General features: G+C 60.3%; 17 protein-coding genes and 1 pseudogene. 5 read left to right on the top strand and 13 right to left on the bottom strand.

Features of this window, described 5'->3' with window-relative positions:
* Positions 1–74 precede the first annotated feature (74 nt).
* The 4 genes from BM118_RS09075 to BM118_RS09060 all read right to left on the bottom strand — a co-directional run bounded on the left by BM118_RS09075 (position 75) and on the right by BM118_RS09060 (position 4,351).
* Positions 75–929, bottom strand: coding sequence for a carbohydrate ABC transporter permease (locus BM118_RS09075; RefSeq protein ID WP_092184427.1), 855 nt, complete (start codon positions 927–929; stop codon positions 75–77).
* Between the two features lies 1 nt (position 930).
* The gene (locus BM118_RS09070) at positions 931–1,779 is read right to left on the bottom strand and encodes a carbohydrate ABC transporter permease (protein WP_092184425.1); all 849 of its coding nucleotides are present in this window, start codon (positions 1,777–1,779) and stop codon (positions 931–933) included.
* Positions 1,780–1,871: 92 nt separating this feature from the next.
* The gene (locus tag BM118_RS09065) at positions 1,872–2,900 is read right to left on the bottom strand and encodes an ABC transporter ATP-binding protein (protein WP_092184423.1); all 1,029 of its coding nucleotides are present in this window, start codon (positions 2,898–2,900) and stop codon (positions 1,872–1,874) included.
* 110 nt (positions 2,901–3,010) lie between these two features.
* Positions 3,011–4,351 carry an extracellular solute-binding protein gene (locus BM118_RS09060; protein WP_092184421.1) on the bottom strand — a complete coding sequence of 447 codons (1,341 nt, stop codon included), beginning with the start codon at positions 4,349–4,351 and terminating at the stop codon, positions 3,011–3,013.
* Between the two features lie 722 nt (positions 4,352–5,073).
* Between BM118_RS09060 and BM118_RS09055 the strand changes: the two genes are divergently transcribed.
* Complete coding sequence (locus BM118_RS09055; RefSeq protein ID WP_092184419.1) at positions 5,074–5,901, top strand: universal stress protein; 828 nt, start codon at positions 5,074–5,076, stop codon at positions 5,899–5,901.
* Between the two features lie 285 nt (positions 5,902–6,186).
* Here BM118_RS09055 and BM118_RS09050 read toward each other — a convergent pair whose 3' ends face one another.
* The 7 genes and pseudogenes from BM118_RS09050 to BM118_RS09020 form a co-directional block, all read right to left on the bottom strand.
* Positions 6,187–7,083: an ABC transporter permease gene (locus tag BM118_RS09050; RefSeq protein WP_092184417.1), complete on the bottom strand. Its 897-nt coding sequence runs from the start codon at positions 7,081–7,083 to the stop codon at positions 6,187–6,189.
* Between the two features lie 3 nt (positions 7,084–7,086).
* Complete coding sequence (locus BM118_RS09045; protein WP_092184415.1) at positions 7,087–8,040, bottom strand: ABC transporter permease; 954 nt, start codon at positions 8,038–8,040, stop codon at positions 7,087–7,089.
* Between the two features lie 59 nt (positions 8,041–8,099).
* Entirely contained in the window at positions 8,100–9,704 is a 1,605-nt protein-coding gene (locus BM118_RS09040; protein WP_092184413.1) for an ABC transporter substrate-binding protein, read from the bottom strand.
* Between the two features lie 33 nt (positions 9,705–9,737).
* Positions 9,738–11,777 carry a dipeptide ABC transporter ATP-binding protein gene (locus BM118_RS42545; protein WP_092184411.1) on the bottom strand — a complete coding sequence of 680 codons (2,040 nt, stop codon included), beginning with the start codon at positions 11,775–11,777 and terminating at the stop codon, positions 9,738–9,740.
* Positions 11,778–12,127: 350 nt separating this feature from the next.
* Positions 12,128–12,532: pseudogene (locus BM118_RS09030) on the bottom strand (LysR substrate-binding domain-containing protein); the annotation flags it as partial.
* Between the two features lie 185 nt (positions 12,533–12,717).
* Entirely contained in the window at positions 12,718–13,866 is a 1,149-nt protein-coding gene (locus BM118_RS09025) for a CapA family protein (protein WP_092184407.1), read from the bottom strand.
* Between the two features lie 114 nt (positions 13,867–13,980).
* Positions 13,981–14,244: a hypothetical protein gene (locus tag BM118_RS09020; RefSeq protein ID WP_143099452.1), complete on the bottom strand. Its 264-nt coding sequence runs from the start codon at positions 14,242–14,244 to the stop codon at positions 13,981–13,983.
* 256 nt (positions 14,245–14,500) lie between these two features.
* Between BM118_RS09020 and BM118_RS09015 the strand changes: the two genes are divergently transcribed.
* Complete coding sequence (locus BM118_RS09015; RefSeq protein ID WP_092186102.1) at positions 14,501–14,950, top strand: YbhB/YbcL family Raf kinase inhibitor-like protein; 450 nt, start codon at positions 14,501–14,503, stop codon at positions 14,948–14,950.
* Positions 14,951–14,967: 17 nt separating this feature from the next.
* On the opposite strand, the gene BM118_RS09010 is transcribed toward BM118_RS09015, so the two are convergent.
* Positions 14,968–15,186, bottom strand: coding sequence for a hypothetical protein (locus tag BM118_RS09010; protein WP_092184403.1), 219 nt, complete (start codon positions 15,184–15,186; stop codon positions 14,968–14,970).
* A 168-nt stretch (positions 15,187–15,354) separates the two neighbouring features.
* On the opposite strand from BM118_RS09010, the gene BM118_RS09005 reads away from it, so the two are divergent.
* From BM118_RS09005 to groL, 3 genes are all read left to right on the top strand, one after another.
* Positions 15,355–15,981, top strand: a complete 627-nt coding sequence (locus tag BM118_RS09005; protein WP_244550117.1) for a thiamine pyrophosphate-dependent enzyme — start codon at positions 15,355–15,357, stop codon at positions 15,979–15,981.
* A gap of 890 nt (positions 15,982–16,871) precedes the next feature.
* Complete coding sequence (locus tag BM118_RS09000) at positions 16,872–17,186, top strand: co-chaperone GroES (protein ID WP_092184401.1); 315 nt, start codon at positions 16,872–16,874, stop codon at positions 17,184–17,186.
* A gap of 70 nt (positions 17,187–17,256) precedes the next feature.
* Complete coding sequence (groL, locus tag BM118_RS08995; RefSeq protein ID WP_092184399.1) at positions 17,257–18,909, top strand: chaperonin GroEL; 1,653 nt, start codon at positions 17,257–17,259, stop codon at positions 18,907–18,909.
* 209 nt (positions 18,910–19,118) lie between these two features.
* Here groL and BM118_RS08990 read toward each other — a convergent pair.
* Positions 19,119–19,429: transposase (locus tag BM118_RS08990; RefSeq protein WP_143099451.1), on the bottom strand; the 311-nt coding region annotated here is incomplete at its 5' end.

Here is a 19,429-nt window from a genome sequence, read left to right as displayed (position 1 = left end):
ACCAGGACTTTTGCAACACAATCCGCCAAGAGCTGACATGGTATGGTGACGCAGAGCGTATCGGGTTTCGCGCGTCACTTGATCGCTCCCATCGTAAAGCCAGCCACGAAACGAGCGACGAAGAAATTATAGATGACGGCAATTGGCACGCTCGCGATCAGGCAGGCGGCCATCATCGAGCCCCAGAAATAAACGTCGCCTCGCACCAGAAAGGTCGGCACACCGACGCTCACCGTATAGCTCGACGACGCTGTGATGAACGTGACGCCATAGACAAATTCTTGCGTCACTAGAGTAAAGGCGAAGATCACCGCCGTCAGTATTCCAGCGACCGAAATCGGCATCACCACTTTGATGAACGCGCCAAAGCGGCTCAGCCCGTCGATCATGGCCGCGTCCTCCAGATCGCGCGGGATCGTCTTGAAGAAGCCCATCAGAAGCCAGGTGCAGAACGGCACGGTGAAGCTCGGATAGACGAGGATGAGCGACCACACCGAATCCTGCAATCCCAGTATCGCGATGATGCGCGAGAACGGGATGAACAGGATCGTCGGCGGTACCAGATAAGTGAGGAATATCGTGACGCCCAGGGTTTGCGCCCATGCGCCGGCCATGCGCGCGAGCGCGTAGCCTGCCGGGACCGCGAGCACAAGCGTGATGATCACGACGGCCACCCCGACGAAGCCGGTATTCAACAACCATTGCAGATATTGGGTGTCCTCGAACAGCACCGAAAGATGCCTAAGTGTCGGTGGGTCGTTGAACAAATAAGGGTTGTTTTCGGTGTTGTGCAGGTCCTGCGTGGTTTTGAACGTGGTGATCAGCATCCAGTAGAACGGGAATGCAAGGAAGGTCACGAAGAAAGTCAGAATGGCGGCGTGGCCGGCCTGCTTGGCGATACGACGTCCGCTGGTTAATCGAGAGGTCATCTCACGTTACCTCGGTGCGCCGGGCGAACCACAGAAACAGGATGGCGACGCCCGCGAGAACAGGGAATAGGAACAGGGAGATGGCCGCGCCTCCCGCAAGATCACCTCCCTGAATGCCGGTGAAATAGGCCCAGCTGGCAATGACTTGCGTGGTGTCGTAAGGACCGCCACGCGTCAGCACGAATACGACGATCAGATCAGTGAAGGTGAAGATGATGCCGAACAACAACGCCACCAGCGTGATCGGCAGAATCAACGGCGTTGTGATCTGGAAATGATGGCGCCAGAACCCGGCTCCATCCACTTCTGCAGCGTCGTGGATGTCTTGCGGGATCGACGACAGGCCGGCCAGGATGATCACGGTCGCCAGCGGAAGAATGCGCCAGACGTTGACGATGATGATCGACGCCTTTGCCAGGATTGGTTGGCCGAGCCAGATCGGCCATTCGTTCGGTCCGAGCAGACCGGCTGCGCGCGCCGTCCAGTTGATGACGCTGTAGATCGAATCGAAAATCCAGAGCCAACCGATGCTGCCAAGCGAGATCGGCGCCACCCACGGCAGCAGAATCAACAGACGAACCAGCCATTTGCCGGGGAAATCGATGGCAAGCGCCGTCGCCAGAATGTTGGCGAGCACCATGACGAAAAACTGGGAAACGATGGTGATGACGATTGTATTCTGCAGCGAAAGCCAGAAAGTGCTGCTGTCGACGATCCGCCGGAAATTTTCTAGCCCGACGAAATGCGCCTCCTGGCCGGCGACCGTCGCGCTGGAAAGGCTGTAATAGATCGAGAGCAGGAAGGGAAAGCCGACCAGCAGAATAATGTAGAGGATCGCGGGCGCCAGCATAGCGCGCCACAGCCAGCGATCGTTATCGGCAAGACGCGACAGGAAGCGGTCTTGCGCGCGGGTCCTGCGGGCCGTCCCCGCGATGATTGACGTCACGTCGCACCTCCATCGATGCGCCGCCCGCTCTCCTTATCGAAGCAGGCGATGTCGAGGCGCCGTACAACGAAATCGTAGACCTCGCCGGCGTCGATATGGGTGCGGACGTTCGACGGGATCTTGGAGATCACGTGCGCCTCGGGTGTGCGGCCGTCGATCACGCCGTAAACCAAGCGGTCGGCGCCGAGATACTCGATGCGGGTGATGCGGAACGGAAAGTCGACGATGTCATCGTCCGGCTCAACCTCCTTCGGCAGGAACGCCTCCGGCCGGAATCCGATCCAAGTCTTGCCATCCTCGATCAGATTCATCGGCGGTGATCCGATGAACGTGGCGGCGAAGGTATCGGCCGGCGAGCCATAAATCTCGTGCGGAGTGCCGATCTGGTGGACACGACCTTGATTGAGAACAGCGATTCGGTCACCCAGGCCCATGGCCTCGGCCTGATCATGGGTGACGTAGATGGTGGTGGTGCCAAGGCTGCGCTGAAATTGCTTTAGCTCGTCGCGCGCGGAGTTGCGCAACTTGGCGTCGAGATTCGACAGAGGCTCGTCAAGAAGGAAGACGACCGGCTCACGCACCACCGCGCGCGCAAGGGCGACGCGCTGACGCTCTCCGCCCGACAGCTGACGCGGCTTGCGGTCAAGGAAGCCTTGAATGCCGAATATCTGCGCCGCCCAGGCGACCTTCTTGCGGATCGCCTCTCTTGGCATGCCGACTGCACGCAGCGGAAACGAAATGTTCTTTGCGACGGTGAGGTGCGGATAGAGTGCGTAACTTTGGAACACCATGGCGACATTTCGTGCGCGCGGCGGGAGCCCGGTCACGATGTTTCCATCAATCACGATGTCGCCTGAGGTTGGCCGCTCGAGGCCGGCGATCAAACGCATCAACGTCGTCTTGCCGCACCCCGATGGGCCGAGCAGAACCAGGAATTCTCCTTCCCTGGCGACGAGGTCAATGCTGTCGACCGCGCGGACCTCGTCGAAAAGCTTGGTGACACGTCGTGTTTCCACAATGGCCATGCGCGACTCCCGATTGCCTCACCTGCGAAGCGTTCGCCGGAACGGCTCCGGTGCAAGGCTCCGTTGGGCTCGGAACTCCCATGCCCCAACGGCAACGCGCAACGAGACGATCAGATCATCTTCCGATCTTTCCATTTCGCCCAGATTGCCTTCATCTTGACTTCCGCACGCTTGAGAGCGTCCTCCGGAGTCTCGGCGCCGGCCGCTGCTTCCGCAAACATCGTATTGATCGCCCAGGTATTGAAAGTTTCGTCGATCGCGGCGCTGGAGTAGCCGGGATAGCCGACGTTGGTTGCCCAATCGAGCACGTCCGAGAGCACCGCGTACTTGTCCGGCGGCACCGCCTTGGAATCCTTTGAGATGATTTGCGCGAGATCGGGCACCGTATCCGAGAAGCAGGGGAAGTTGTAGAATTCGCTCGCCATGAACGCGCTCTTGAAGCTGTCGATGTAATCGACCAGGAATTTCTTGGCACCATCGATATTTTCGGAAAACTTCCAGATCAGATAGCAGCTCATCAGGTGTTCGAGGCCAATCTGGCGGACCGGACCTTTCGGCGGCTTGGCAAGGGCGATCTTCTCGTGGATCGGAAGCTTGTCGTTTTCGCCGGCGCGCGTGATCGAAATCGCATTGAGCACCAGCGACGATCGACCGGCGAGCATCTGCCGGTTATTGGACGACGCATCCCAGGCAAACACTTCCGGCGTCTCAGTTTCCTGGAACAGCGCCTTGACGAATTTGAGCGCTTCGAGGGTTTCCTTGGAATTGATGGCGAGGTTGCCCTCGGCGTCCTGCTCGTGCGCACCGAACGAGTACATGATCGCCCGCATGGCCATAGCCGTGTCGATCTCGGCGGAAAGACCGATGCCGACCGGAATGCCGGTCTTGTCCTTGATCTTCTTGCCGCCGACGCGGGCGTTGTCCCAGGTGTCGGGCTTCATGCCGATGTCGCCCCATAGGTCCGAGCGGTAGTTGACGGGATCCGGCACGAAGCTGTCGGAGAATGCGAAGTATTTCTTGGTCCTCGGGTTGTAGGTGCTCTTGACCGCGAGATCGATCGGCTTGCCGTGCTTCGTCGCGCACTCGGCATAGACCTCCGTCATGTCGACTACCTGATCTTCGAAGACCGACGGTGGCGCGAGGAACATCATGAGGTCGTGGCCCTTCTGCGCCGAAACTTCCGCCGCTGCGCGCGAAGGGATCAGGGCGAGGTTGATGTTGTCGACAATGACCTCGGTGCCGTTCTTGGCGCCCCATTCCTTGGTGTAGGTGTTGTTGAACCACTTGTCGTAGCCGGGGACGAAGTGACTCCATTGCAGGATCTTCAGTGTCTTGGCAGCACGGGCCGGCGCGACGTGAAAAAATGGTCCGACGGCTGCGGCTGCACCCACAGCGGTCCTGATGACGTCGCGGCGCGAAAGCCCGGAGCGACGAGATGCACGGGATGACATGTTTCCCTCCCATTGCTTGATCGTTCAGCGGGAGGTTATGTGCCGGTCAACCGCAGAGACGAGCTCCCGCTGACATTAGCTGGCGATAATTATCCCACGGGCAGGAAATGTTGACAACGCTGCAACGGTGCTCCCATCCAAGAAGAACTCTGTTGCCGGACTGCAGGCCCGGCTAGTCGCACATGATCCTCGGACCGTGGTGGCGCGCTTGATGTTCGCGCCGGCGCCCGGGTCCGTGCCGCGTCGCAATCTTGCCAAAGGATGGGATATCGTCAGAAGCGGACCTGATCCTGCGCACCAGAATCATAAAATTGTTTAGATCTTTCAATACCATATATCTGACCCTCCTGTTCGGAGCGCCGTTCCAGACGCGGTTTCAAGGGCGCCTCTGGCCGGACCAGTCGAGGGCTTCCGCGGGGAGACGGTGGATCGCCTGCAACCCAACGCGGGCGCCGGGTTTCTGCAGGGCGCGCCAGAGCGAGCCATTCGGCTGATCGGATTCCCGGTAGGTGTGTGTACCGAGAACTAAACCCGGAGGATGGTAGGACGGAGCCTTGAAGCGGTGCCCCTTTGCGAGCCTCGCGCTTATCTCACGCTTTCGCGCCAATGCCCTCACCAAGTCGACCGTGAACGACAAAGCTGGCACTAGGAGCGCCGAAAGCTGCTACTATCTATACCATTATAGCAAAGAGGGAGGCGATCACCGAACTGGAGGCAGACGCATGATCAAGGATATTCTTGTCAACCTGTCTTACGAGACATCGCAAGATGACGTTTCCAATTACGCCATATCGGTTGCGAAAACATTCGACGCACACATCGTGGGGACCGCCTTTTCCTACTCTCAGGCAATGGTCGGTGGCATTGACCTGTCGGCTAGCTTTATTCTAGCCCAGCAAGCCGAAGCTCAAGAACGCGCAGAGTCCGTGGCCACCACGTTTGACGAGGCGACGCGTCGCGCCGGCGTTTCAGGCGAAACGCGCAGGATTGAAGCTAGCATTGGCGACGTACCAACCCAGTTTGCACATATCGCAAGACGATTCGATCTCTCCGTGATTGGCCAATTTGAAAGCGGCAGGGATCATCCGACCAAACATATTGTCACTGAGGCGGCGCTGTTCGAATCCGGTAGACCAGTGCTCATCGTTCCTTTTATTCAGAAAGATCGCCTCAAACTCGATCATGTCATGGTGTGCTGGGACGGCAGCCGGGCAGCCGCGCGAGCGGTCGCCGATGCCATGCCGTTTCTTACCCGCTCCGGCAAGGCAAGTATTGTTATTGCGGACATTCAGAGCGCGAAGAGCGCAGATCTTCCGGGAGCGGATATCGCGACCCATCTGACCCGTCACGGAGTGAACGTCACGATTGAGCGCATTCCCGTCAGCAAGATCGACGTCTCAAATGCAATCCTGTCATATGCAGCCGATACGTATCCCGATCTCATTGTCATGGGCGGGTACGGGCATTCCCGGTTGCGCGAATTTATTCTTGGCGGAACGACGCGCGGCATGCTTGCCTCGATGACCAAACCCACATTGATGTCGCACTGACCAACCGACGAGCATCAATGTGCGTGGGGACGCGTCGCAAAATGTCGGCGCAACGCCGAAGGTTCCCCCAATTGACGGCCCAACCTCCAGAGGTCGAGGGAACCGATCCTCCACGTCAATTTCGATCGGAAACAATGACGAATCCGAAGAGATAGGGCGAAAGCGGCAGCGCGAGGTTGCGCAGCGACACGCCGCTGAGGATGTGGGCTCGGCCGCGGCGGATGTCGATCGCATGAACGATTCCGGTCGCAATCGCGAACCGGCGATGCCGGGCTTAATCGCGTGTTACACCTTGAAGCGTGGATCGAGGTAATCGCGCAAACTGTCGCCGAACAAATTGAAGGCGAACACTGCAATGCTGATGGCAACGCCCGGGAACAAAATCATCCACGGCGCCTCGCGGTAAAAGTCGGCGGCGTTGCCCGACAGCATCAGGCCCCAGGCCGCGGTCGGCTCCTGCACGCCGAGTCCCAGGAACGACAGCGAGGCCTCGGCCAGGATCGCCTGCGCGACGAACGCGGTCAGCATGATGAGGTAGGGCGCGACCACGTTCGGCGCCATGTGCCGAAAGATGATTCGGGTGTGCGAGTAACCCGCGGCGCGCGCCGCGTCGACATAGGGCATGATCCGCACCGACAGAGCCGCCGCGCGCACCACGCGCGCGACGCGCGGCACGATCGGGATGGAGATGGCGAAAATCAAGTTCACGTCGATGCCCTCCAAAAGGAGCTTGCCAAATGCCGCCACCACGACGAGGGCGAGTACGATGATCGGAAACGCCAGCAGTACGTCGACCACGCGCTGGATCCAGTTATCGATCCGGCCGCCGAAATAGGCCGATGCGATGCCGAGAATGGCGCCGACCGAGGAGCCGACGAATGACGAGGTGAACCCGATCACCAGCGCCGTGCGCGAGCCATAGATCAGGCGCGAGCAGATGTCGCGGCCGAAGGCGTCCGTGCCGCACCAGTGATCCCAGGACGGCGCGGTAAGCAGCGAAGCAAAGTCGATCGCCAACGGATCGTATGGCGCAACCCATTCGCAGAAGATCCCGGCGATCAACATCGCGCAGATGATGGCGAAGCTGATGGCGCCAAGCGGCTGTTGACGGCAGAATTCCACAAATGCCCTGGGTTGCCGGATTTCCGGTGTCGGCGCAGGTGTGGAGGAAACGACCGACACGGATCACCCGTACCTGATGCGCGGATCGAACACGGCATAGAGCAGGTCGACCAGCAGATTGACGAATACGTAGAATGCGGCGATCAGCATCACCATGCCCTGAATCAGGGTAAAATCGTTGTGCGACACGCTTTGCACGAAGAGCATCCCGATGCCGTTGAGATTGAATACCTGCTCGGTTACCACTAGCCCGCCGATCAGGAATGTGAATTCCAGGCCGATGACCGTGATCGCCGGCAATAAGGCGTTGCGCAACGCGTGGCGCGAGATCACCAGCCTCTCGTACACGCCTTTGGCGCGGGCGGTCCGGATGTAGTCCTCGTTGAGGACCTCGAGTAGAGAGGAGCGAATCATGCGCGCCGTCACCGCGCAGTAGCGGTAACCAACAGCCAGGGCCGGCCAGACCAACTGCGTCAGGTTGGCGATGGGATCGACGTAGATCGGTGTAAACGTGATCGGCGGCAACCAATTGAACACGGCGAGCAGGCCCGACATGATCAGCATGCCGAACCAGAAAGCGGGAATGGAAATTCCGCCGATGGTGGCTATGCGCATCAGATAGTCGATCCAGGTGTCGCGAAAAAGCGCGGCCATGGTGCCCAATGGAATGGCAATCAGCACCGCAAAGATCGTCGCCATGATCGCGACCTGCAGCGAGAGTTCAAGCCGAAGTGAGATCTCTTCCATGACCGGCCGTTCCGTCCACATCGAACTGCCGAGATTCAGCGTTGCGACGCCCACCATCCAGTCCTTGAACTGGATGACGAGGGGTTTGTCGAGGCCGAGCTTTTGTCGCTCCATTTCGATCGTTTCCTGCGAGACGGCTCCGCCGTCCCCCCGCAGCTTCACCTCGACGATATCGCCGGGAACGATGCGCAGCATGAAAAAGACGAGGATCGCTACGCCAAGCAGCGTGGGGATCGCCAGCAGCACGCGGTTGATCGTGTAGCGGAGCACGTTGCGATGCTTTCGTTCCGAGTTTCGACCTCATTCTGGTGAGGTCGGGCGAAGTTGCCTTAAGTGTTCAGCCAGACTTCCGCCAGATCCTGACCGAGATTGTGGCTCGGCGACATTTTCCAGCCCATCACCACCTTGTGGGTCGGCACGATGCGGTGCCACCATAGTAGCGGCTGCTGGTAAGCCTGCTCGAACAGCCGCTTTTCGAACGCCCGGATTATCGCCTTGCGCTTTTCGACGTCGCGCTCGCGCAGATGATCATCATAGAGCTTGTCGAGCTCCGGATCCTTCGAGCGCGAGCGGTTTTCCGGCGCACGCGTGACCGACAGATATTTGGCAAGCCCGAGGCTGGAATCATCCATGAACAGGTTCGAGAAGTCGATCGCCACCTCGTGGTTGCCGGCGTTCATCGTGGCCAGATAGGGCGCAGTGTCGAACTGCTTGTGCTCGACTTCGACGCCGACCTGCCGCCACTGGTCGACCAGGAAGATACCAGCTGGCGTGTAAGGCATGGCGAGGTTGCGGTTGTGCAAGGTGAACTTCAGGTTCGGCACGCCGGCGTCGGCCAGCAGCTTCTTGGCTTCCTCGCGGGACTTTTTGATGTCCTTCGAGAAGCCGGGAAGTTTGAGCAACTCCGACTCCGGCGTCGCGAACGGCGAGCCGGGCCGGATCAGACCGCCGACCGCGCGAAGCGTCGAGATGCGGGATAGGCCTTGGCTGCCGCCCCAGCGATCGATCGCCATGCAGAGGGCGCGGCGGACCCGCAGGTCGTCGAATGGCCTTTTTTCCACGTTGAAGCAGACGAGCAGATTGAGCGTCCAACTCGATTCCTCGATCCGAATCTTGTCGCCCATCGCCTGCACCAGCCGGTCGCGCTCGGCCGGGGAAATGCCGCGAAACTCGCCCAGCACCTGCCCGCCCTGCACCGCGTTGAGCATAGCGGCGGCCTGCAGCGTGAACACACCTTTCCAGCCGTCGAGATACGGCAGACCCTGCTTGAAATAGCTCTCGTTCTTCCTGCCGGAAACGTGGCTGCCCCTGACGTGCTCGACGAAGGTAAACGGGCCAGTGCCGTTGATCCTCGTGCGTGGTCCTGCCGGATTTTCGGCGAGGTCTTTCGCCGAATAGATGACGTTCCAGGGCGACGCGAAATGTTCGAGCATCGACGCGTTGAGGTTCTTCATCTTGAATACGACCGTGGTCGGGTCGGGCGTCTCAATCGTGCCGATGTCGTCGAACGTGGCCTTGCGCGCGGACACGACTCCCTGCGGCGGGTTGCGCAGCCGCTCGTAGGTTGCCTTCACATCGCCCGAGGTAAGCGGCTTGCCATCGTGGAATTTCACGCTGGGATGGAGCTTGAAGGTGTAGCTCATCAGGTCCGGCGCGCCCGTCCAGGACTGCGCCAGGTCGCCCTCGACGGCCGGGAACTTGGACAGGTTGAAGCGCAGAAGCGTGGAGTAAAACGGCGCCGCGAAATGTAGCGTTGCATAGGTATCGCTCCCATGCGGATCGTAGTGCGGTGTCTCAGCGCTGATCGCGAACGTAAGCGTGCCGCCGCGTTTCGGAGTCTGCGCTTGAGCCTGCACAGTATCCAACTTCAACCCGCCCAAGCCAAGGGCAAGCGCGCCACTCAGGTGCGTTAGCACCGTGCGTCTTGTTTCCATGGCGTTTCCTCGTGTGTTGTCGCCCTCCCGTCGTCAGATTTTGATGCAGGCAGCATAATGTCCCGGCCGTTTCTCCTCCAGTGGCGGAATCGTCGCACGGCATTCCGCGCTGGCAAACGGACAACGGGTATTGAAGACACATCCGGTCAGCGGCGTGAGATGGCTGGGCAGCTCGCCTCCGATGACGCGCGGTGCACGCGCCTTCTCGACTGTCGGGTCGGGGATCGGGGCGGCGTCGAGCAGAGCATTGGTATAAGGATGCAATGGGTTGCGATAGAGTTCATCGCGATCTGCTATTTCCACCACCCGACCGAAATACATGACCACCACGCGCATCGAGATGTGGCGGACTACGGCGAGGTCGTGAGCGATGAAAAGATAGGTCAACCCAAGGCGGTGCTGCAGATCCTCCAGCAGATTGATGATCTGGCCCTGGATTGACACGTCGAGCGCGGACACGGCCTCGTCGCAGACGATGAACGACGGCTCTATGGCGAGCGCGCGCGCGATACCGACGCGCTGGCGCTGGCCGCCGGAAAGCTGGTGCGGATATCGTTCCGCGAGCTCCGGGCGCAGGCCGACTTGACCGAGCAGTTCTCCGACGCGCGCATCGGCCGCCTTGCGGTCGGGAACGAGCCTGTAGACGTGCACTGGCTCACCGACGATCTGGCCGACCGTCATGCGTGGATTGAGCGATGCGTAGGGATCCTGGAAGATGACCTGGATCTTGCGTCGAATTGTCTGTAGCTCGGCCGGCGAAGCGGTCACGAGATTTATGCCGGCGAACGTGATCTCGCCAGCGGTTGGCTGTTCGAGTCGCAGGATCAGTCGGCCGACGGTGGTCTTGCCGCAGCCGGATTCGCCGACCAGGCCCACGGTCTCCCCGGGATAGATCGAAAAGCTCACGTCCTCGACCGCGCGCACGACCGTGGCCGCGCTCCCGAACCTGGCGCGTACCGGGAAATGTTTGGTCAAGCCGCGCACCGACAGGAGCGGCTCGGCGGCTTGCGTGGCCCCCTTCTGCCCGGCGGCGCTGCTCGCCTCCCACACAATCTTCCCGGAGGCTATCTCTTCATGGCGGTGGCAGCGCGATAGGCCACCGGTGTCGGTCGGCACGAGCGCCGGCTCGTGCGCGCAAATTTCAACGCGGAAAGGGCAGCGCGGCGCAAAGCGGCAACCGGGCGGCGCGTTGGCGAGATTCGGAACCAGACCTTCGATTGTTTCGAGCTTCGCTCCTCGCGGGCGATCGAGCCGCGGCACCGAGCGCAGGAGGCCCATTGAATATGGGTGGCGCGGGCGATGGAATATCGCCTCGGCTGAACCCTGCTCAACCAGGCGCGCGGCGTACATCACGATGACGCGGTCGGCGTAGCGCGCAACCACGCCGAGATTGTGCGTGATGATGACGAGCGCAATGTTGAGCGTGCGCGACAGATTCTTCATCAGCTCGAGGATCTGCGCCTGAATGGTTACATCGAGCGCGGTGGTCGGCTCGTCCGCAATGATCAGCTTCGGATTGCAGGCAAGCCCGATCGCGATCATCACACGTTGGCGCATGCCGCCTGAGAACTGGTGCGGGTATTGATTAAGCCGTCCTTCGGCGTCGGGGATGCCGACGAGCTGAAGCAGCTCGATGGCGCGGGCGCGCGCCTGCTCCTCGTTCATGTCGAGGTGGATAGTCAGCGGTTCGGTGATCTGCAGCCCGATGGTGAGCAGCGGATTGAGCGACGTCATCGGCTCCTGGAAGATCATCGAAATGTCGCGCCCGCGGATTTCGCGCATCCGCTCCTCGTCGAGGTCGAGCAGATTGCGGCCATCGAAAATGATGCGGCCCTGCGGGACGCGGCCGGTGTGTCGCGGCAGGAGGCGCATTATCGAAAGGGCCGAGACCGACTTGCCGGACCCCGATTCGCCGACGATGGCGACGATCTCGCCACGCCCCACGCTGAAACTTAACCCCTCGACCGCCCGCACCACCCCACGCGAGGTGAGAAAATGGACATGCAAATCTTCTACCTCAAGCAGCGTGCCCGCCTGCTGGGGTTGCAGTTTGGGTCGAAGCGTCTCCTTCATCCTGGACTCGATGAGGTCAGGTGTTTCGGTCTCCAAGCATATCCCAATTGGCCAATAGAGGTGGTCCCAATTTCTGGTAAGAATGGCGGCTTGGCTGGTGGACGCGAGGGTTGGCCTGGGTTCGATCGCTCCGCCAGTTTTTCCCCGTCTGCCGGCGGAGAATGACTCTCGTCCGTATCCTGCCACCGAGGGCCCGGGCGCCGGCTTTAGTCAACTACATCACGGGTGCTGTGGAAAATTTCCAGCGCCAGCCGCAATACGGCCGATCCCACCTGGTCCCAGCCGCTCGACAGCGACAGCACGATGACAGCGACCCGCTCCGTTCCACCGGAGACCCCGACTGCTTTCTACTAGATTTCCGTGCGCAAAGCCGCGCGCTCGTGGCGGATACATTGCGGCCGGGCGGGTGCGTTCAGCGCGTGCTTCACCATTTGGCCAAGCGCCAGGAAGTCGCCCTTGCGTGGAGACGTCCGGCGCCACGCCAGCCCGATACTGCGGCCGGGTTGCGGTTCGACAAAACGAAGGAGCTTCACTCGATCGTCGCGCAACTCGGCATCGGCCGCGACTTCTGGAAGTAGTGTGGCGCCATATCCGTTCGCTACCATCTGCATGACCGTTGCAAGGCTCGTTGCACTGAGGCTCGAGGCGACATTCCAACGCCCCTTGGCACAATAGTCGAGCGCCTGATCCCGCAGACAATGGCCTTCTTCCAGCAGAATAAGCTTGCGCTTCTTTACCTCGCAGGGCGTCACGCGCGAATGGCTGGCCGCTTCGAGCGGCTACCGCGCCATTCCAGCCGGCGATCCTCGTATCGGCTCTAGAGAGGTTCTCCGAGTCTAGGATAGCTGCTGCCTTAGAATTGCGAGATCTTAGCGTTCGCTCAATTTTCGAGTTTTTCAAGAGTGTCTGCCAAAAGCAGTACCGGGGAAGCTGACGAGGGTTAAGTCGTTGCCCTCTGCCCGATAAGTGCAAGCTGCCGTTCGGAATCAAAAATGACTCTTGTTCCGAACTGCTGACATTCCCCATCCAGTGCCCTTCGGATCCATTCAATGTCCTGCCGCGATGGAATGGAGAGACGAAATTTCTTGATCTGCAGGGGAACCAGTTTGAGCGCATGGAGGTTTCCGTTGGCCGGATCCAGGTCGGCGAAATACATCAACGCCAGGTCGTCACGGTAGCGCTCGTAACCACGGATCCCTTCATAGTCGTTCAGAAAATCACCGCAGCCAAAGAGGATGAGACGATCTCGATAGATTTCGATTGCTCTCGGATGATGCGAAGAATGCCCGTGAACGATCGACACGCCTGCCTGATCGATGAGCGCCCGTGCAAAGACCTTCTGCTCGTCCGGAATGTGATATCCCCAGTTGGATCCCCAATGGATCGAAACGACTATGAGATCGCCCGGCCTCCTGAGTGCCATGACCTGGTTGGCGACCTGCAACGCGCTCACCTCGCATAGGTCAGGCAGCAAGTTGACGCCTGGAGCGTCGGGCGTCGCAGCCCACCCGAACGGGATGCCGCTCGATGTCGATCCGAACGAGAAGATCAGGAGCCTTGCTTTGGCAAGGTTCAGCACTGCGGGTGCGCGCGCCTCGCGATCGTTGCGTCCTGCGCCCGTCGCTTTGACGTTGAGTTTCTGCAGAACAGTCAGCGTCTCCAGCAAGCCGGCGCGGCCCCAATCGAGCACATGGTTGTTGGCCAATACACAGCAGTCGATCTTGGCAGCCACGAGACATTCTGCATTCTCGGGGCTCACGCGGTAGTTGATGCCCTTGTTCGCCCGGTCATTACTGCGGGTCACAGCCGTTTCGAGATTGATGATCCGCGCGTCCGGCTGCATGCGCTCCAATTCGCCCAGCGCAGCGCCCCAAACGTAGGACGACCCGTTGCGCCGCGAAATGGGCCCGTTCGCCTGCTCGGCGAGCAGCACGTAAGTCTCCGCCGTCCGCACGTGGCGTTCGTAAATCTCGGAGCTGCAGGGATGCGCCAGCACCTGGTCGATGCCGCGGCCGCACATGACATCTCCGCATAGAAAGAGCCGCACCGATTTCCGATGCCCAGCCGTCAGATGTCGTTCCTCAGCCATCAATTATCGCCTGGTGCGATGGATTTGACATTCGCTACCTTGGCTCAGCGAGCATTCACGGCGAATGTCAAATCCAAACCGCACTGGAAGTGATATTGGACACTAGTCTTCGCGTCAGGCGTGAGATCCTTTGAACGCCGTCATCACCTCGGCCAGCATCCGCACCTCGTCTCCCGCATAGCGCGGAGAGAACTGAAACGGCTCGACGGGGCGCATGGCTTGCCGCGCAATTTCTCCTGCAGCCATGGTTGTAAGATCGAACAGTGTCTCCGCATAGACCGTCGGGTCCCCGCAGCGACCGTTGACAAGGCTCGGATTGAAGATGGGGCGCATGGCAGCCTGTTCTGCAGCGGGTTTTTCACGCATTTCGGGCGTCACTCTGCCTCCACTGCCCAACGATACCCTTTTACACCGGGTAGAGTTTGGGCATGCCCGACGAATTTCCGATTTGAGCAGACATTACTGATTCCGCACTGGGCAAAATCGAGCTATACCGCCGCGATCCGATCGCGCTCGCGGGCGATGTCGTCTGCGAACCTCATCCTCGGCGCAGCCGATCTAGTGAGGTCGAGCCCGTCTCTGAGGAACTCGTCAAGCCCGAGCCAATGTCTCCTGCAGCCCGATGGAGAGAGCCATGAAGCTCGTTTCAAGCACGTTCGCTGACGGAGCAGCAGTTCCACGGCGCTTCACCTGCGATGGAGAAAACCTCTCGCCACCTTTGCAATGGTCGGACGCGCCGGGGGGAACGCGGAGTTTTGTCCTGCTCTGCGACGATCCCGACGCACCTGCCGGCACATGGCACCACTGGGCGGCCTACGATCTTCCGCCGACAGTCACGGAACTTGCTGTCGGTGCCGCGCAGAACAAGAACATCAAGCAGGCGGTCAACGATTTTCGCAAGATGGGGTATGGCGGCCCGTGTCCGCCCCATGGCCATGGACCTCACCACTACCACTTCCGGCTGCTCGCGCTCTCGACCGACCATCTTTCGGCAAAGACCAATGCGTCCTGCCCTGAGGTCGAGCGAGAGGCACGCAAATACGCCATCGCGGAGGCGACCCTCGTTGGTTGGTATGAGAGATAGCACTGGAGAAGTGCCGCTCACCCGTGCGTGAAGTCACCGGGTTTCAATCCGAGCGCTTTGACAGCGGCTTCGGGAAGCGTCCCCAACGCTTCGACGCTTTCATTCGGGGCCATGATTGCTGCGACAATTGCTTCGGCCTTGGCAGGATCTCCCTCGGCCACGAAATAGACCGTGCGAAGGGCTGTGCCGCCGCCTCGCGGTTCAGTTGTTACCAGGACAACCTGACCATTCGCCATGGTTTCATATACCACCGTGGCAGTGCCGCTTCCATGTCGCATGGAGCCCCATAACCGCAGTGCGGCAGTGCCCCCCTGCGCGCCGAGGCGACTCGCCACGGTATTGCAACGTCGCGGCACCAGCACCAAGTGAGCTGTGGGGGCCGAAATCGCTCCCGGAGCGAGACCGTGGCCAGCAAAAGGGTGGCAAACGAACGGCTCCCGGTGATCGCGCACTTCGACGTGCGCCGCCGCAATTACCTCGCGTCAGACGGCTCTATAGCCCGGCCGCTCCCTGTGTTCGCCGCCGATGCCAAGCTGCTTGTCGGGCTTTATCGGGCCATGGTGCTCCTGCGGCTTTTTGACAGAAAGGCTGTCGCATTGCAGCGTACCGGCCGGCTCGGGACCTATGCGGTTTCGCTCGGGCAGGAGGCGGTGTCGGTCGGCATCGCCAGTGCAATGCGGGAAGAAGACGTCCTGTTGCCCTCCTATCGCGACAATGGTGCGCTTATCTGGCGTGGCGTCAAACTGGAGGAGATATTGCTGTTTTGGGGCGGGGACGAACGGGGCAATCGCTTCTCCGGATCGGTCCACGATTTCCCGTTCTGCGTTCCCGTCGGATCACAGGCACCGCATGCTGCAGGCGTCGCCTATGCGTTCAAGCTGCGGAGGGAACCGCGTGTCGCCGTTTGTATGTTCGGCGACGGCGCCACCTCGAAAGGCGATGTTTACGAAGCGATGAATTTTGCCGGTGTGCACAAATTGCCGGTCGTGTTCGTCGCCACCAACAACCACCACAGTCATCGCCACAGATGAAGCGCGCTTTGTTCTACGCAGGATCGTTCTAGGGCTGCAGCAATCACATCTCGCGACGGCGCGGAGCATCTCGCTCGAAGCGATACCCCCCTCTGCGAGCGGTCGGGGTTCGGGTCAGGAGACCGCTACCGCCTTTCCCCACACGACGCAAGTCTGCGATATTTACTCCGATCGTCCGCCTAAACCTCAGAACTTTGCCGAAGGTTCAAATCGGGGACACGCAACCACCGATACCGGCATTCGCTTCAAGTCGCCATTTGAAACGTCCAAAGAATTTCATCGCGACATCTCTCCTCCAACCCCACGCTCAGAAGCTACGGTTTGCGCAGTAACTGGTGGTAACATCACGGAACTGGCCGCAACAGCCTTTGTCGCGCTGCTCATTGTTTTGCTGTCGGTTCGAACGATCGGATACAGAGGAGGACAGTGCAGTGGCGAAGGGAGAGAATCTAGAAAGAAAGTTGCTCTTCCTCTGCATCTCAGGTGCTCTCGGTAGGCGAGAGGGATGGGATTTCCCGACCCCTCCGCGTACGCCGCGGGTCTAGACTGCCGTTGGACGCGGCATCATTGTACCTGAACAGACTAATCTAGACGCGCGCAACCCTGCCCGGCTAGCCATTGGATGGCAAAGCCAAACAACAACCTGGGCAGGCGGTACAAGCCCGCCTAGAGTTTCCCCAGCGGCTTCCTCCGACCAGCCAAGACTTGATTCCAGGGGCTGCTTTAGGTGGCTCTGAATGGATTTCCGCGGACCGGTGAGGACGACGGATTTTCGAAATCCTTCGCAGCTTCGCCTTGTTTGCCGACCAAGCCGGCTTATTTTCGGAGCGGTCGGCACTCGCTAGCTTCGACTGCTATTTCAAAAAGCGACTAGAAGATAGGAGGAGAGCATGAAATTCCGTCCGCTTCACGACCGCGTCGTGGTCAAGCGCATCGACGCAGAAGAGAAGACCGCTGGCGGCATCATCATTCCCGACACGGTCAAGGAAAAACCCTCGCAGGGCGAAATCGTCGCCGTCGGCCCCGGTGGCCGCGACGAAGCCGGCAAGCTGATCCCGATCGACCTGAAGGTCGGCGACCGCGTGCTGTTCGGCAAGTGGTCGGGCACCGAGGTCAAGATCGACGCCCAGGAGCTGTTGATCATGAAGGAGAGCGACATCATGGGCGTTCTGACCGACGTGTCTTCCAAGAAGAAGGCCGCCTAATCCACCGCTCAAGCGCCTGCCCGGCGCCTCATCAAGGGTGAGACCAAGTCAAGAACTCAGGAAACCCACTATGTCAGCAAAAGAAGTCAAATTCGGAGTCGAGGCCCGCGACCGCATGCTGCGCGGTGTCGACATCCTCCACAATGCGGTAAAAGTGACGCTCGGTCCGAAGGGTCGCAACGTCGTCCTCGACAAGTCGTTCGGCGCTCCCCGTATTACCAAGGATGGCGTCACCGTCGCCAAGGAGATCGAGCTCGAAGACAAGTTCGAGAACATGGGCGCCCAGATGGTGCGCGAAGTCGCCTCCAAGTCCGCAGACGCGGCTGGCGACGGCACCACCACCGCGACCGTGCTCGCCGCTGCGATCGTCCGTGAAGGCGCCAAGTCGGTTGCCGCTGGCATGAACCCGATGGACCTGAAGCGCGGTATCGACTTGGCTGTGGAAGCCGTCGTCGCTGACCTCGTCAAGAACTCCAAGAAGGTCACCTCGAACGACGAGATCGCCCAAGTTGGCACGATTTCAGCCAATGGCGATGCGGAGATCGGCAAGTTCATCGCCGACGCCATGAAGAAGGTCGGCAACGAGGGCGTCATCACCGTTGAGGAAGCCAAGTCGCTCGCGACCGAACTCGAAGTTGTCGAGGGCATGCAGTTCGACCGCGGCTATATCTCGCCCTACTTCGTCACCAACGCCGATAAGATGCGAGTTGAAATGGATGATGCCTACGTCCTCATTAATGAGAAAAAGCTGTCTCAGTTGAATGAACTACTTCCCTTGTTGGAAGCGGTGGTGCAGAGCGGCAAGCCGCTTGTGATTATCGCCGAAGACGTCGAAGGCGAAGCGCTCGCCACCCTCGTCGTCAACCGTCTCCGCGGCGGCCTGAAGGTCGCGGCCGTCAAGGCTCCGGGCTTCGGCGATCGCCGCAAGGCTATGCTGCAGGACATCGCGATTCTGACCGGCGGCCAGGCCATCTCGGAAGACCTCGGCATCAAGCTCGAGAACGTCACTCTCAACATGCTCGGTCGCGCCAAGAAGGTCATGATCGACAAGGAGAACACCACGATCGTGAGCGGCGCCGGCAAGAAGGCCGACATCGAGGCGCGGGTGTCCCAGATCAAGGCGCAGATTGAGGAAACCACCTCGGACTACGACCGTGAGAAGCTCCAGGAGCGTCTCGCCAAGCTCGCAGGCGGCGTCGCGGTGATCCGCGTCGGCGGCGCGACCGAGGTCGAGGTGAAGGAGCGCAAAGATCGCGTTGATGACGCGATGCATGCGACCCGCGCGGCGGTTGAAGAAGGCATCTTGCCAGGCGGCGGTGTTGCGCTGCTGCGAGCCTCCGAGCACCTCAAGGGCATTCGCACCAAAAATGACGACCAGAAGACGGGGGTCGAGATCGTGCGCAAGGCGTTGTCCTACCCGGCCCGCCAGATCGCAATCAACGCGGGCGAGGACGGCTCGGTCATCGTCGGCAAGATCCTCGAAAAGGATCAGTACTCGTACGGCTTCGACTCGCAGACCGGCGAATACGGCAACCTGGTCTCCAAGGGTATCATCGATCCGACTAAGGTGGTTCGAGTGGCGATCCAGAACGCGGCGTCCGTCGCAGCGCTCCTGATCACCACCGAAGCTATGGTGGCGGAAGTGCCGAAGAAGAACACCGGTGCGGGCGGCATGCCTCCGGGCGGCGGCGGCATGGGTGGCATGGGGGGTATGGACTTCTAAGTCCGACATTCAGAGCTCAACAATAAGGCTCGGCAGCGACGCCGAGCCTTCGCTGATTTCCTAGCGGTCAGCCGCGGTCCAACACTCGCGCACCGTATTGCGCGAGCGCGTCGAAGCCCGCGCCGCCGACAAATGTCAGGCGGCCGAGTTTCGAGGAGGACACCGCCCGGAATCATCCTGAGAGCCTGACTCAAAAAGCGTGGGCGTTTTCAGGGTCTGGCCAAGCGGCGAGTTAGGAGCCTCAGATGGGCGGCGAGCAACCAGGCTAGCTCGGTGGCGGCGGAGCCTTCGAAGTCTTTGGAGAGGCGACGACATCTGCCGAACCATGCAAAGGTACGCTCGACGACCCAGCGCCTGGGCAGGAGCTGGAAGCCTTTGACCCCGAGCGGTCGCTCGACGATCTCGATCGTCCATGGTCCGCAGTCGGAGAGTGCGTTGACGAGCTGTTTGCCGCGATAAATCCGATCGGCAAAGACATGCTCAAGCCTTGGGAAGCGGTCTCGCAAGAGCTCCAACAGAG

Origin of the sequence: Bradyrhizobium sp. cf659, from assembly GCF_900113725.1 — a bacterium.
In the GTDB taxonomy this organism is placed as follows: domain Bacteria; phylum Pseudomonadota; class Alphaproteobacteria; order Rhizobiales; family Xanthobacteraceae; genus Bradyrhizobium.
This window is presented reverse-complemented; position numbering and strand designations above follow the sequence as displayed.

Coding starts and splice junctions, on each gene's coding strand:
- BM118_RS09075 (WP_092184427.1), bottom strand. CDS start 929: ATGACCTCTCGATTAACCAGCGGACGTCGTATCGCCAAGCAGGCCGGC.
- BM118_RS09025 (WP_092184407.1), bottom strand. CDS start 13,866: ATGGCTGAGGAACGACATCTGACGGCTGGGCATCGGAAATCGGTGCGG.
- BM118_RS09040 (WP_092184413.1), bottom strand. CDS start 9,704: ATGGAAACAAGACGCACGGTGCTAACGCACCTGAGTGGCGCGCTTGCC.
- BM118_RS09015 (WP_092186102.1), top strand. CDS start 14,501: ATGAAGCTCGTTTCAAGCACGTTCGCTGACGGAGCAGCAGTTCCACGG.
- BM118_RS42545 (WP_092184411.1), bottom strand. CDS start 11,777: ATGAAGGAGACGCTTCGACCCAAACTGCAACCCCAGCAGGCGGGCACG.
- BM118_RS09000 (WP_092184401.1), top strand. CDS start 16,872: ATGAAATTCCGTCCGCTTCACGACCGCGTCGTGGTCAAGCGCATCGAC.
- BM118_RS09065 (WP_092184423.1), bottom strand. CDS start 2,900: ATGGCCATTGTGGAAACACGACGTGTCACCAAGCTTTTCGACGAGGTC.
- BM118_RS09055 (WP_092184419.1), top strand. CDS start 5,074: ATGATCAAGGATATTCTTGTCAACCTGTCTTACGAGACATCGCAAGAT.
- groL (WP_092184399.1), top strand. CDS start 17,257: ATGTCAGCAAAAGAAGTCAAATTCGGAGTCGAGGCCCGCGACCGCATG.
- BM118_RS09010 (WP_092184403.1), bottom strand. CDS start 15,186: ATGGCGAATGGTCAGGTTGTCCTGGTAACAACTGAACCGCGAGGCGGC.
- BM118_RS09070 (WP_092184425.1), bottom strand. CDS start 1,779: ATGCTGGCGCCCGCGATCCTCTACATTATTCTGCTGGTCGGCTTTCCC.
- BM118_RS09060 (WP_092184421.1), bottom strand. CDS start 4,351: ATGTCATCCCGTGCATCTCGTCGCTCCGGGCTTTCGCGCCGCGACGTC.